10 protein-coding genes and 1 tRNA gene are annotated in these 13347 nt (G+C 71.3%); 3 read left to right on the plus strand and 8 right to left on the minus strand.

The window, feature by feature from the left end; genetic code table 11:
- Positions 1-2 precede the first annotated feature (2 nt).
- The 7 genes from KXD96_RS01670 to selD form a co-directional block, all read right to left on the minus strand.
- Positions 3-1175 (minus strand): zinc-dependent alcohol dehydrogenase, encoded by a 1173-nt coding sequence (locus KXD96_RS01670; RefSeq protein WP_260742563.1) that lies wholly within the window; start codon positions 1173-1175, stop codon positions 3-5.
- On the minus strand, positions 1172-2101 hold the full coding sequence (locus KXD96_RS01675; RefSeq protein ID WP_260742564.1) for an SRPBCC family protein: 930 nt from the start codon (positions 2099-2101) through the stop codon (positions 1172-1174). The genes KXD96_RS01670 and KXD96_RS01675 overlap by 4 nt, the downstream gene beginning before the upstream one ends.
- Positions 2102-2281: 180 nt before the next feature.
- Complete coding sequence (locus KXD96_RS01680) at positions 2282-3268, minus strand: LLM class F420-dependent oxidoreductase (protein ID WP_260742565.1); 987 nt, start codon at positions 3266-3268, stop codon at positions 2282-2284.
- An 89-nt stretch (positions 3269-3357) separates the two neighbouring features.
- Positions 3358-4443, minus strand: a complete 1086-nt coding sequence (nrfD, locus tag KXD96_RS01685; protein ID WP_260742566.1) for an NrfD/PsrC family molybdoenzyme membrane anchor subunit — start codon at positions 4441-4443, stop codon at positions 3358-3360.
- Positions 4440-5402, minus strand: a complete 963-nt coding sequence (locus tag KXD96_RS01690) for a 4Fe-4S dicluster domain-containing protein (protein ID WP_260742567.1) — start codon at positions 5400-5402, stop codon at positions 4440-4442. The genes nrfD and KXD96_RS01690 overlap by 4 nt, the downstream gene beginning before the upstream one ends.
- Positions 5365-8676, minus strand: coding sequence for a formate dehydrogenase (fdh, locus tag KXD96_RS01695; protein ID WP_313901611.1), 3312 nt, complete (start codon positions 8674-8676; stop codon positions 5365-5367). The genes KXD96_RS01690 and fdh overlap by 38 nt, the downstream gene beginning before the upstream one ends.
- Positions 8677-8716: 40 nt before the next feature.
- Positions 8717-9709, minus strand: coding sequence for a selenide, water dikinase SelD (gene selD / locus KXD96_RS01700; protein WP_260742568.1), 993 nt, complete (start codon positions 9707-9709; stop codon positions 8717-8719).
- Positions 9710-9736: 27 nt separating this feature from the next.
- Here selD and KXD96_RS01705 point away from each other — a divergent pair.
- The 3 genes from KXD96_RS01705 to KXD96_RS01715 all read left to right on the plus strand — a co-directional run bounded on the left by KXD96_RS01705 (position 9737) and on the right by KXD96_RS01715 (position 12839).
- Positions 9737-9831, plus strand: a tRNA-Sec gene (locus KXD96_RS01705).
- An 18-nt stretch (positions 9832-9849) separates the two neighbouring features.
- A complete protein-coding gene (gene selA, locus KXD96_RS01710; protein WP_260742569.1) occupies positions 9850-11142 on the plus strand; it encodes an L-seryl-tRNA(Sec) selenium transferase in 1293 nt (430 codons plus the stop codon).
- Positions 11130-12839 (plus strand): selenocysteine-specific translation elongation factor, encoded by a 1710-nt coding sequence (locus KXD96_RS01715; protein ID WP_260742570.1) that lies wholly within the window; start codon positions 11130-11132, stop codon positions 12837-12839. Before selA ends, KXD96_RS01715 begins: the two co-directional genes overlap by 13 nt.
- Here KXD96_RS01715 and KXD96_RS01720 read toward each other — a convergent pair.
- Complete coding sequence (locus tag KXD96_RS01720; RefSeq protein WP_260742571.1) at positions 12823-13287, minus strand: GatB/YqeY domain-containing protein; 465 nt, start codon at positions 13285-13287, stop codon at positions 12823-12825. The genes KXD96_RS01715 and KXD96_RS01720 overlap by 17 nt on opposite strands.
- Between the last annotated feature and the right edge of the window lie 60 nt (positions 13288-13347).

Raw genomic sequence — 13347 nt, forward strand, 5'->3', positions numbered from 1 at the left:
CATTACGTCGGATTCAGGATGACTTTGGTGCAGCGGTCCTCTTTGTTTTTGAAGATCTCGTAGCCGTGGGGCGCTTGGTCGAGGGTCAGGTGGTGGCTGACGACGATCGTCGGGTCGATGTCACCGTCGCGGATCCGGTCGAGCAGCGGGCGCATGTAGCGGTGCACGTGACATTGACCGGTCTTGATGGTCAGCGATCGGTTCATGACCGCCCCGATGGGAAACTTGTCCATCAGGCCGCCGTACACCCCGACGATCGAAATGGTGCCGCCGTTGCGGCAGCTCATGGCCGCCTCCCGAATGGCATGCGGGCGTTCGGTTTCCAGCCGGGCCGCCTGCTTGACGCGGTCGTAGGCGTCCACCGGGGCCGACCCGCTGCGCGCTTCCATGCCGGCCGCGTCGATGCAGTGGTCGGGTCCCCGACCGGCGGTGAGATCCCGCAGCTCCTCGAGCACCGACGTCTCGGCGAAGTTGATCGGCGTGGCGCCGATCTTCTCCGCCAGCTCCAGTCGATACGGAACCCGATCGACAGCAATCACTTTCGATGCGCCGAGCAGGTACGCGCTCATGATCGCGAACAGGCCGACCGGGCCGGCGCCCCACACCGCGACCACGTCGCCCGGGGTGATGTCGCACATCTCCGCGCCCATGTAGCCGGTCGGCAAGATGTCCGACAGGAACAGGACCTGCTCGTCGGTCAGGTCGTCCTCGATCTTGAGCGGGCCCACATCGGCGAACGGCACCCGCGCGTATTCGGCCTGGCCGCCGGCGAACCCGCCCAGCATGTGGGAATAGCCGAACAGCCCCGCGGGGGAGTGACCCATGAATTTCTCGGCGATGCCGGCGTTCGGGTTGGAGTTCTCGCACAGCGAATACAGGTCACGCTGACAGGCGGAACACGCCCCGCACGCGATCGGGAAGGGCACCACCACGCGGTCACCCACGGCCAGGTTGTTGACCGCCCTGCCGACTTCGACCACCTCGCCCATGAATTCGTGGCCGAGCACGTCGCCGTGCTTCATGGTGGGAATGTAACCGTCGTACAGGTGAAGGTCCGAACCGCAGATCGCCGTCGAGGTGATGCGGACGATTGCGTCGCGATCGTTGAGGATCTTGGGATCCGGAACCGACTCCACCTGAACGCTGTTGCGACCCGCCCAGACGGTGGCCCTCATACGCTAGCTCCTTTGTTCGGTTGAGCGGGCTGCTGATGCATCTGCCGGACCGCCGCCGTCCCCCCGGGAGATCCGTCCGAACGGAGCACCTGGCCGGTTTCCAGAATCTGCTTGAAACGGCGGAGGTCGTCGTTGACTTGTTGCTCGGGGGACTCACCGAACAGGCTCGCCGCCGCCTTGCCGAACACGCCACCCGGGATGTGGTAGCCGATCCTGACGCGGACTTCGGTGCCGTCACCGGTGGCGGTGGGCGTGAACTCGACGCTGCCGCCGTTCTCGATCGCCGAGCCGGGCAGCGACTGCCACGCGATCCGCCGGTTGGTGTCGTCCTCGGTGATCTGGGCGTCCCACTGCGCCGACTGTCCGGCCGGGGCGTTGGCCACCCAGTGCGACTGTCCGTCGGAACCGGGGGTGACGGACTTCAGGTGTTGCATGAAGCTGGGCAGGTTTTCCAGGTCGCGCCAGAAGCGGTACACCTCCTCGGTGGGGCGCTGCACGGTGACCGCGGCGCGCAGGGTGCGATGTCTGGCCCCGCTGACGTGCCGGCCGCCGCCGTCAACCGTGCGCAAGGCCGCATAGAGGTCGAGTCCCCCGATGCCGGTGAGCAGCATGGCCGAGACGGTGCCCCGGCGACGCCGTCCCGGACCGCGGGCGGCCACCCCGGCCACCAGCAGCGCGATGTCCAGGACGTCACCGGCCACCCGGGTCCACACCAGCTTGTCGGGACCGACCAACAGCGCCGCGCCGTGGCCGCATTCCCGCGCGCCCAGCGCGCGGATGACCCGTCGCGACCGGTCGGTGTCGTCGACACCGGCCACGGCAGCAACTTTGTCGGGGACCAGCAACTCGCTCAGACCCAGCCCGAAACTGGCGCCGCTGAGCACCTTGACCAATGCGGAGGTGGTGCTGGCGGATCGATCGCCCATCGTCAACTCTCCTTGCCTTTCGGCGAACGCACGTCGGGGCAAAGTTGCTGCAAGAGAGCCGCTTTGCAGGTCAACAAGTGGTCGGCGCTGCTAGCCGGTGTTCGCGCGCCGCACCGACCCGTACGGCCGGGGGCGCGCGACTGAAGCCGGATACCCGGGCAGCTACCGCCCAAACCTGGATCAGTTTGCCGCGTTACGCAGCGCGGCAAGCAAAGGTTCGGCGGCTTCCTTCAAAAAAAGATCCTGCGATTCGCCGCCGACCTGAACCAACGCCACGTCGGTGAACCCCGCCTCCCAATAAGGCCGGACGGCCTCGACGATCGCGTCGAGGTCCGGGCCGCAAGGAATGGAATCGGCGACGTCTCCGGGGCGGACGAACTGGGTCGCGCCGGCGAAACCGGCCGGCGTCGGCAGGTCGGCGTTGACCTTCCAGCCCCCGGCGAACCAACGGAACTGGTCGTGGGCGCGCTCGATGGCGGTGTCGCGGTCGGGGTCCCAGCACACCGGGATCTGGCCGACCACGCGGCCGCCGCCCGCCAGGTTGGCGGCCTGACGCGCGGCGTGCCAGGCGTCGACGAGTTCGCCGTCCGGCTCCACGGCGACGAAATGGTCGGCCAGCCGGCCGAATCTCTCGATGGCCTTGGTGCCGCCCATCGCCACCGCGATGCCGACTGGGACCTCGGGCACGTCCCACAGGCGCGCGGAGTCCACCTGGAAGTAGTCGCCGCGGAAGTTCACCAGCTGACCGCCGAACAACTCGCGGATGATCTTGATGGCCTCGCGGAGCATGTCCTGCCGGCGCTCGACGGTCGGCCAGCCCTGGCCGACGATGTGCTCGTTGAGGTTCTCGCCGGTGCCCAGACCGAGGGTGAACCGGCCGTCCGACAGAATCTGCACCGTGGCGGCCTGCTGAGCGACGACGGCCGGGTGATACCGCATCGTCGGGCACGTCACGTAGGTGTAGAGATCCACCCGCTCAGTGGCGTGTGCCACCGCGCCCAGCACGGTCCACGCGTTGGGCGCGTGCCCCTGCGACGTCAGCCAGGGCGAGAAGTGGTCGCTGCACACCTCGAAGTCAAAACCACGCTCTTCGGCTGAAACGGCTTGCCGGACAAGGTCTTTGGGTCCACTCTGCTCGGTCATCAGAGTGTAGCCGAAATGCGTCATAGTCGTATGGATACCCGGGCGCCCGCGAGCGTAACGCCAGTGCGAGAAATCGGACCGAAAAGCGCCGTGGCGTTAGCTCGGGACGCCGATCAGCCGGCGGTGGTGATCGAGTCCCCCGTGACGCCGGCCGCGCGACGGGCCGCGAGCCGGCGTTTCTGCGGTTCGATCGTGTAGCGGGGGTGACGGGCCGATTCCAGCCCCGCCTCGAACACGCCGAACCGGGTCAGCGCCGACGCCGTCGCCAGGGCCAGGCCGGCCACCGCCGCGATGCCGCGGCTGCGGCCCCCGAGCAGCGTTCCCAGCCCGCCGGCGATCACGAGCCGTTGGCTCCACCGCAGCATCCTTCCCGGGTTGCCGTGACGCAGCGGCTCGGCGGCGACCGGATCCATCCGTCGTTCCATCAGTTTCGTGGCGGCCAGGTCCCCGAGAACGCCGAGGACCGCCAGTGTCCGGGCCGGGCCGGCCTCGTGCACCGGCGTGGTGACCATGGCCAACCCCGAGGCGGCCAGGCTCGCCGAGCTGACGAACACGAACGGCAGATCCTCGTGGGCCGCGTTCCACGTCGGGGTCGCGGTATCGGAGAGCAGCACGGCGGTGTAGACGGCAAGCGGCGGGGCGAGAAGCGCCGCCTCCAGGCCGGCCGGCCCCTCCACGGCGCGCAACACCGGCCGCAGCGGCCCGAGCGGCAGACGCTCCCCCGTCAAGCGGTCGACCTCAGACGCGGCCGCCACCCCGATCCCCGCGCTGAAGGAGCTGAGGATCCACGAGCCGAGGTTCATCGGCGAGGTGAGCTTGAACGTCCGCAACATGTGCAGGAAGCGCTCGGGCCGTCCCAAGTCCTTCACCAGCGCGACGAGGCTCAGCAACACGGCCGCCAACCCGGTCAGGCGGGCGTTGCGGCGCAGCTTCGCGCGGCCGGTGAGCTGGGCGCCGGCCGCCAGCAGTCCGGACCCGCCGGCGACGCCGCCGAGAAACAGGTACGCGGCCACCTCCGACTCCCACGGCGGCGGCTTGACCACCGGGCGCCCGTAGTACGAGCTGAACTCGGCCTCCGGAACCATCGGCATCTCGCGCGACCCGTCGCCCCCGCCGCGGCGGCCCCCGCGCTTACCCCTTCGGCGCCTGCCGCCCTCGGGTTCCGGCGGACGAAGGCTGTCGAATTCGGAAGTGGTCACCGGCTCCTCCAAAAGGCCAGCGCCGCGGCGGCGAACATCCCCGCCGCGGCCGCGCCCGCGCGTTTGAACATCTGCGGCAGGTCGGCGGTGCACACGCGCGGGTCGGGCGGCAGGCCGTACACCTCCGGCTCGTCGAGCAGCAGGAAGATCGACCCGGTGCCGCCCACGCCGTCGTGCTCGTTGGCGCCGTAGAGTCGGGCCTCCGTCAGACCCAGGGCGTGCAGCTGGGCGACCCGCTCCCGGGCCTTGGCCACCAGGTCGTCGTGGTCGCCGAACTTGATCGACGTCGTCGGGCAGGTCTGGGCGCAGGCCGGGATCTGGTCTTCGACGAGCCGGTCGTAGCACAGGGTGCACTTCTGGGCCACCCCCGAGGCGGGCGTCTCGGCCGGGCGACCCGGTCGCTGCGCCGGCGTGGTGAAGGTGCCGTCGCTGCGCCGCTCCACCACGCCGAACGGGCACCCGGCCACGCAGGTGCCGCAGCCGTTGCAGACGTCGGCCTGCACGACGACCGTGCCGAACTCGGTGCGGAACAAGGCGCCCGTCGGGCAGACGTCCAGGCAGCCGGCGTGCGTGCAGTGCTTGCACACGTCCGACGACATCAGCCAGCGGAACTCCGGGGTGTCCGGCGGCGTGACGTCCGCGGCGCCGGGGACCGCGGGCATCCCCAAATCGGTGAGGGCGCGCCCGGATTCGCGCGCCTCCTCGATCCGGTCGCGGCCCTGCTCGATGAACGCCACGTGCCGCCAGGTGCTGGCGCCCAGCGCGCCGGTGTTGTCGTAGGACGAACCCAGCAGTTCGAGGTCGCCGTCGCGCGGGTTGCGGTTCCACTCCTTGCACGCGACCTCGCAGGCCTTGCACCCGATGCAGATCGAGGTGTCGGTGAAAAACCCCTTGCGCGGCTTGTGCTCGGCCCAGCCGGCGTCACTCGTCGGGTCGGTCGGTCCGCTCAGCTGACCCATCGGCTCCCCCTTTCCACACCCCGTCGCTGATCCGCGCGTTGCCGGTCTCGGTGGTGGCACCCGAGCGGGACTGGTACTCGCCGATCAGGCGCAGCAGGTCCTCGCCCTGCGGCCGCCGCCCCGGCCGGATGTCGCACGAGCCGGCCTTCGATTCCTGGATCTGCACGTTGGGGTCCAGCGTCACGCCGAGCAGGTCGTTGGCCGCGTCCCCGCTGACCACCGCGTCGCTGCCGACGCCCCAGTGGTACGGCAGCCCGACCTGGTGCACGGTGTGGCCGTTGATCACCAGCGGGGCAACACGTTTGGTGACCAGCACCCGGGCCTCGATCGCCGCGCGGGGCGAGATGATGGTGGCCCACCCGTAGGGCTCGAGGCCACGTTCGGCGGCCAGCTCCTCCGATACCTCGCAGAACATCTCCGGCTGCAGCTCCGAGAGGTAGGGCAGCCAGCGACTCATCCCGCCGGCGGTGTGATGCTCGGTCAGCCGGTAGGTGGTGAACACGTAGGGATACACGTCGGCGCCGGGCTCCCCGGCGCTGGGCGCGCTCAGATTGTCCTTGCGCGGGAACGTGATTCGCGCCGGGTTCCGCTGTTGCGGATACAACGCGTTGGCGACCGGGGACTCCTGCGGCTCGTAGTGCGTCGGCAGCGGCCCGTCGACCATCCCCTTGGGGGCGAACAGCCAGCCCTTGCCGTCGGCCTGCATGATGAACGGGTCGTCGCCGGCCAGCGCGTCGGGCCCGCCGACGTCGGGATCGGGCCGGCTGCCCGGCGCCCGGTCCGCCACGAAGTCGGGCACGTCGTAACCCACCCACCGCCGCTGGTCTGGGTCCCACCACACGTACCGCTTGCGTTCGCTCCACGGCTTGCCGTCCGGGTCGGCCGAGGCGCGGTTGTAGAGGATCCTGCGGTCGGCCGGCCACGCCCAGCCCCACTCGTGCTGGCTGCGCGACGGTCCGCCCTGCGGGACGCGGCGCGCGGCCTGGTTGGCGGCGTTGGCGTAGACGCCGGTGTAGATCCAGCAGCCCGCGGCGGTCGCCCCGTCGGCGCGCAACTCGGTGTACGAGGACAACGGGTCGCGCCCGGCGACGTGATAGCCGTTGATTTCGGCCAGCACCGCCTCGCCGTCCGGGTCGCCGTGCTCGTCGGCGGGGTAGTCCCACGTCAGATCCAGCAGGGGCCGGTCGCGCTCGTCGGCGGAGCCGGCCAGCCGCTGGCGGATGCGCCTGCCCAGCTCGTAGAAGAAGGCCAGTTCGCTCTGGCAGTCGCCCGGCGGCGCGACGGCCTTGTGCCGCCACTGCAGCAGCCGCTGCGTCTGGGTGAACGAGCCGGCCTTCTCCACGTGCGAGGCCGCGGGCAGGAAGAACACCTCGGTCTCGATGTCCTCGGTTTTCAGTTCGCCCGAGGCGATCTCGGGACCGTCCTTCCACCAGGTGGCCGACTCGATGAGGTTGAGGTCGCGGACCACCAGCCACTTGAGGTGGGACATGCCGAGCCGCTGCATGCGGCCGTGCGCCGAGCCGACCGCGGGGTTCTGGCCCAGCAGGAAGTAGCCCTCGACCTCGTCGGCCAACATCCCCATCACGGTCTGATAGGTGCCGTGCGGACCGGACAGCCGCGGCAGGTAGTCGTAGGCCCAGTCGTTGTCCTCGGTGGCCGCGTCGCCCCACCACGCCTTGAGCAGGCTGATCGTGTAGGCGTCCGCGTTGGCCCAGAAGCCTTTCTGTTGCTTCGATCCGACCGCGTCGAGATAGTCGGCCAGGCTGTCGTGCATGCCGGCCTTGGGCATCGGCAGGTAGCCGGGCAGCAGGTTGAACAGCGTCGGGATGTCGGTGGAGCCCTGGATGCTGGCGTGGCCGCGCAGCGCCATGATGCCGCTGCCCGGGCGGCCGACGTTTCCCATCAGCAGCTGCAGAATCGTTGCGGTGCGGATGAATTGGGCCCCCAGGGTGTGCTGCGTCCATCCGACGGCGTACGCGAAGCAGGTGGTGCGCTCGCGCCCCGAGTTCTCCACGATGGAGCGGGCGAGGTAGTCGAAATCCTCCCGGCCGATGCCGCAGACGTCGGCGACCATCTCCGGGGTGTAGCGGGCGTAGTGCCGCTTGAGGATCTGGAATACCGTGCGCGGGTGCTGCAGGGTCTCGTCCCGCTTCACCCTGGCGTGCGCGAGCGGCGGTCCCCCGCTGCCGTGTTCGTCGCCCGCCGCGCGCGCCGAGGCCTCGGCGCCGTGCTCCGCGCCGCCGGGGCTTGACCCGTCCGGGTCGGCGTACGCCCACGTGGACATGTCGTAGTGGCCGGACTCGGGGTCGAAGCCGGAGAACAAGCCGTTCAGATCTTCGGTGTCCCTGAACTTTTCGTTGATCAGCGTGGCGGCGTTGGTGTAGGCGACGACGTACTCCTTGAACCACAGATCGTTGGCCAGCACGTGGTTGATGAGGGCGCCGAGCAGCACCACGTCCGAACCGGCCCGGATCGGGATGTGCCGGTCCGACACCGCGGACGTGCGGGTGAATCGGGGGTCGACGTGGATCACCCGCGCGCCGCGGGCCCGGGCCTCCTCGACCCACTGATACCCCACCGGATGACACTCGGCCATGTTGGAGCCCTGGATCACGATGCAATCGGCGTTGGCCATGTCCTGCAGTGTCTGGGTGGCGCCGCCGCGCCCGAAGGAGGCTCCCAGACCGGGAACCGTGGCGGAGTGTCAAATACGGGCTTGGTTCTCGATCTGGATGGCGCCCGCCGCGGTGAAGAGCTTCTTGATGAGATAGTTCTCTTCGTTGTCCAGGGTGGCCCCGCCGAGTGCGGCGATACCCATGGTGCGACGCAACAGGTTGCCCTTCTTGTCGATGTCCTGCCAGGTGTGGCGGCGGGATTCGACGAAGCGGTCGGCGATCATGTCGATCGCGGTGTCCAGCGCCAGCGGCTGCCATTCAGTGGCCCGCGGCGGACGGTAGAGCACCTGCAGCTGCCGGCCCGGGGAGTTCACCAGCTGTTCGCTGGCAGCGCCCTTGGGGCACAAGCGGCCTCGCGAGATCGGCGAGTCCGGGTCCCCCTCGATCTGGACGACGCGCTCGTCCTTGACGTACACCCGCTGCCCGCAACCGACCGCGCAATACGGACAGATGCTTTGCACCACCCGGTCGGCCGTCGTCGTGCGCGGCATGACGGCGCGGGTCTGCCTCGAGGTGACGGCCGACCCGCGGCCGAGCTTGTCTCCCGAACGCAACTGACGCACGACGGGCCATTCCAGGAAAAGCTTGCGCATAGCCATGGCCTTTACCCTAGTGCGGGCTGCCGAAACCCCGCCGGATTCAGCGCACCACGATCGTGTGCTCACCGCGCGGCACCAGCTCCCCGATCACGGGCGCGCCCGGGATCTCGCCGGCGATCAGCAGCCCGCCGGAGGTCTGCGCGTCGGCCAGCAACAGGGCCTCGTCCTCGCCGACCGCGGACAGGTCGACGTGGGGAGCGACCCAGTCGAGGTTGCGCCGCGTGCCCCCGCTGACGTAGCCGGCCGCCAGCGCCTCCCGCGCGCCCTCCAGGTAGGGCACCGCCGCCGCGTCGACGATCGCCGTCACGCCGCTGGCCCGCGCCAGCTTGTGCAGGTGCCCGAGCAGCCCGAAACCGGTTATGTCCGTTGCGCATTCGACGCCTGCCGCCAGCGCCGCGGCGGCCGCGGCGGCGTTCAACGTGGTCATCGCCTCGATCGCGTGCTCGAAGCGCTCGCCGGTGGCCTTGTGCCTGCTGTTGAGCACGCCGACGCCGAGCGGCTTGGTCAACGACAGCGGCGCGCCGGGCTTGCCGGAGTCGTTGCGCAACAACCGATTCGGATCCGCGATCCCGGTGACGGCCAACCCGTACTTGGGCTCCGGGTCGTCGACGCTGTGCCCGCCGGCGAGGTGGCAGCCGGCCAGGCCGCAGACGTCCAGTCCGCCGCGCAGCGTCTCGGCCGCCAACTCGAAGGGCAGCACGTCACGCGGCCAGCCCAGCAGGTTCACCGCCACCACCGGACGCCCGCCCATCGCGTAGACGTCGGACAGGGCGTTGGTGGCCGCGATGCGTCCCCAGTCGTAGGCGTCGTCCACCACCGGGGTGAAGAAGTCCGTCGTCGCGATCAGCGCCGTGCCGCCCTCGATGCGCACCGCCGCCGCGTCGTCGCCGTGCTCCAGCCCGACCAGCAGCTCGCCGGCCGGGTCGCGCGGGGCCCCCACCCCCAACCCGCGGACGACGTCCTCCAGCTCGCCGGGCGGGATCTTGCATGCGCAGCCGCCGCCGTGGGCGTACTGGGTCAGTCGATAGGTCACGGATACATAATCGTTGGCATGGTCCGAGGAGGCGTGTCCGGTCTGGTGACCGGCGCGGTCTTCAAAACCGTCGAACGGCAGACGCTGCCGCTGGCGGGTTCGATTCCCGTCCGCCTCCGCCATACTTCGTCGGGCCTGACGTGAGCGACCCGCGCCGGCGGGTGCCGCGCACCGACACACTGCTCGCCGATCCGCGCCTCGCCCAGGCCGAGCGGGTGCTGGGCCGCGCGCTGGTGAAGTCGGTGATCGCCGAGGCGCAGCAGCGGGCGCGCGCCGGGGAGATCGAGCCCGAGCGCGTCGCCGAATGCGCGGTCGCCGCGCTTCCCGGCACGGCGTCGAGCCTGCGGCCCGTCATCAACGCCACCGGCGTGGTGGTGCACACCAATCTGGGCCGGGCGCCGCTGTCGCGGGCCGCCGTCGACGCGGTGGTCGCCGCGGCCGGGACCACGGATGTCGAGTTGGACCTGGCGACGGGCCGCCGCGGCCGCCGCGGCCAGGCCGCGCTCGCCGCGCTGTCACGGGCGGTGCCGACGGCCGGGGGCGTGCACGTGGTCAACAACAACGCCGCCGCGCTGCTGCTGGCGGCCCTCACGCTGGCTGGGGGCAAGGAGATCGTGCTCAGCCGCGGCGAGCTGGTCGAGATCGGCGACGGATTCCGCATTCCCGAGCTGCTGGCGTCCACCGGGTCGCGGCTGCGCGAGGTCGGCACCACCAACCGCACCAGCCTGCGCGACTACGCCGAGGCGATCGGGCCGCAGACCGGTTTCGTCCTGAAGGTCCATCCGTCCAACTTCCACGTCACCGGGTTCACCTCGGCGGTCGGCGTGGCGGAATTGGCCCAGGAATTGGCCAAGCTGGGGGTCCCCTTGGTGGTCGACATCGGCTCCGGGTTGCTGTCCCCACACCCTCTGCTGCCCGACGAGCCCGACGCGACGTCGACCCTGCGCGACGGCGCGGACCTGGTCACCGCGAGCGGCGACAAACTGCTCGGCGGCCCCCAGGCCGGTCTGCTGCTGGGCGAGGCCGGGCTGATCGAACGGCTGCGCCGCCACCCGGCGGCGCGCGCGCTGCGCGTCGACAAACTCACCCTCGCCGCGCTGGAGGCGACCCTGACGGGCCCGCCCCCACCGGTGGCCGAGGCGTTGGCCGCCGACGTGGCGGAGCTGCGGGCCCGCGCCGAGTCGCTGGCCGCCGCGCTGCCGGGCGCCGAGGCGGTGGATTGCGTCGCGGCCGTCGGCGGCGGCGGAGCCCCGGGCGTCGAACTGCCCAGCGCCGCCGTGAGCCTGCCCGAGCCCTACGCCGCCGCGCTGCGCGCCGCCAGCCCACCGGTCGTCGGCCGCCTCGAGGCGGGCCGCTGCCTGCTCGACCTGCGCACGGTGGCCCCGCAGGACGACGCGCTGCTGGCCGCGGCGGTGCGGGCATGTTCGTCATAGCCACCGCCGGGCACGTCGACCACGGCAAGTCGACGCTGCTGCACCGGCTCACCGGCATGTGGCCGGACCGGCTCGCCGAGGAGCGGCGCCGGGGGCTGACCATCGACCTGGGCTTCGCGTGGACCGAGCTCGCCGGCCGCCAGCTGGCGTTCGTGGACGTGCCCGGCCACGAACGGTTCGTGGCCAACATGCTTGCGGGGGTGGGCGCGGTTCCGGCGGTGATGTTCGTCGTCGCCGCCACCGAGGGCTGGATGCCGCAGTCCGACGAGCACCTCGCGGCGCTGGACGCCCTCGGGGTCCGCCACGGGCTGCTGGTCATCAGCAAGGCCGACCTCGCCGATCCGGGTCCGGCCATCGAGCAGGCGCGCCAACGGTTCGCCGTGACGTCGCTGGCCGACGCCCCCGTCGCGATCGGCGCCGACCTGGAGCGGGTACGCGCGGAACTGGTGGCGCTGACCGACCGGCTGCCGGTCCCGGATCCGGACGCCGACGTGCGGCTCTGGGTCGACCGCAGCTTCACCGTCCGGGGGGCGGGCACGGTGGTGACCGGCACGCTGGCGGGCGGGACGATCCGGGTGGGCGACGAGCTGGACCACGCCGGCCGGCGCGTCACGGTTCGCGGGCTGCAATCGCTGGGCCGCGACCAGGCGGCGGTCGGTGCGGTGGCGCGCGTCGCGCTGAACCTGCGCGGCGTGGACCGCCGGCACATCGGTCGCGGTGACGCCGTCCGGACGCCGGGCGCGTGGCTCGACACCGCCGAGATCGATGTCGCCCTGCGGTCGGCGGACGCGCTGCACCGCCAGCTGGTCCTGCACGTCGGGTCCGCGGCCGTGCCGGTGCGGGTGCGTCAGCTGGGGGAGGCGGCGGCCCGGCTGCGGCTGGCGCGGCAGCTGCCGCTGCGTGTCGGAGACGTCGGGCTGCTGCGCGATCCCGGGGAACACCGTATCGCCGCGGGGATCGAAGTGCTCGACGTCGCCCCGCCGGCGCTGCGCCGCAGGGGCGCGGCGCGGGATCGTGCCGCGGAGCTGGCGACCGGCCGGGTCCGGCCGCCCGATTGCGCCCGGGCGGCCGAACTGCGAGCGATGGGCCTGCCGCTTGCCGGGCAGCGGGTGGGCGACTGGGTGGTGGGCCCCGACTGGTGGGCCGGGCGGCGGGAGTGCGCGACCGCGGCGGTGCGGAGCTGGGCGGACGACCACGATGTCGCGGCGGGGATGCCGCTGGAAACGCTGCGGCAGCGGGTCGGGCTGCCCGCCGCCGAACTACTGCCGGCGCTGCTCGCGGGCACGGGCCTTCAGGTGGTCGACGGGCTGGTCCGCTCGCCGGGCGCGGGCCTGCCGGCCCGCGTCGACAAGGCGGTGCGCACCATCGAGGAGTGGCTGGCCGCCGAGCCTTTTCGGGCGCCGGAGGCCGATGAGCTGGCCGAGCTCAAGCTCGGGCCCCGGGAGCTGGCCGCGGCGGTGCGCGCCGGGCGGCTGACGCGGATCGCCGACGGCGTCGTGCTGGGATCCGGCGCGCTGGACCGGGCGGCCACCGTCCTCGCCGCGTTGCCGCAGCCGTTCACCGTCAGCGACGCGCGCCGCGCGCTGGGCACCAGCCGGCGGGTCGCCGTCCCGCTGCTGGAGCAGCTCGACGCCCGGCGCGTCACCAGGCGGGCCCCGGACGGCACCCGGGTCGTGCTCGCTACAGCCGCTCCTTGACGGCCGCCGACAACCGGGCCCCGTCGGCCTTGCCGGCCGCGATCGCGGTGGCCGCCTTCATCACCATGCCCATCTGCTTCATGCTCGGGCGCTCGCCGATCTCCTCGGCGACCTGGGCGATGGCGGTGTCGGCGACATCGGCCACTTCGGCCTCGGTGAGCGGCGTCGGCAAATACTCGTCGATGATCCGCGCCTCGGCGTGTTCGTTGGCGGCGAGCTCGCCGCGGCCGTTCTGGGTGTAGATCTCCGCCGACTCGGCACGCTTGCGGGACTCCCGCGCCAGCACCTTGATCACTTCGTCGTCGGAGAGTTCCCTGGCCTGTTTGCCGGAGACCTCCTCGGTTTGAATCGCAGCGAGCAGTAGGCGCAGGGTCGCCGTGCGCAGCTTGTCCTTGCTCTTCATCGCATCGGTCAGGTCGGCCCGCAGCCGGGACTTGAGTTCGGCCATGCCAGAGACGCTACGCGCCGACAGTCTGGCCATGATTGAGAAATGCCCGGACCACCGACA

Origin of the sequence: Mycobacterium sp. SMC-2 (genome assembly GCF_025263485.1) — a bacterium.
GTDB lineage: Bacteria > Actinomycetota > Actinomycetes > Mycobacteriales > Mycobacteriaceae > Mycobacterium.

Excerpts from the sequence above, each read along its gene's own strand:
- KXD96_RS01690 (WP_260742567.1), bottom strand. The coding sequence starts at position 5,402 with ATGGGTCAGCTGAGCGGACCGACCGACCCGACGAGTGACGCCGGCTGG.
- KXD96_RS01675 (WP_260742564.1), bottom strand. The coding sequence starts at position 2,101 with ATGGGCGATCGATCCGCCAGCACCACCTCCGCATTGGTCAAGGTGCTC.
- KXD96_RS01715 (WP_260742570.1), top strand. The coding sequence starts at position 11,130 with ATGTTCGTCATAGCCACCGCCGGGCACGTCGACCACGGCAAGTCGACG.
- KXD96_RS01680 (WP_260742565.1), bottom strand. The coding sequence starts at position 3,268 with ATGACGCATTTCGGCTACACTCTGATGACCGAGCAGAGTGGACCCAAA.
- KXD96_RS01720 (WP_260742571.1), bottom strand. The coding sequence starts at position 13,287 with ATGGCCGAACTCAAGTCCCGGCTGCGGGCCGACCTGACCGATGCGATG.
- KXD96_RS01670 (WP_260742563.1), bottom strand. The coding sequence starts at position 1,175 with ATGAGGGCCACCGTCTGGGCGGGTCGCAACAGCGTTCAGGTGGAGTCG.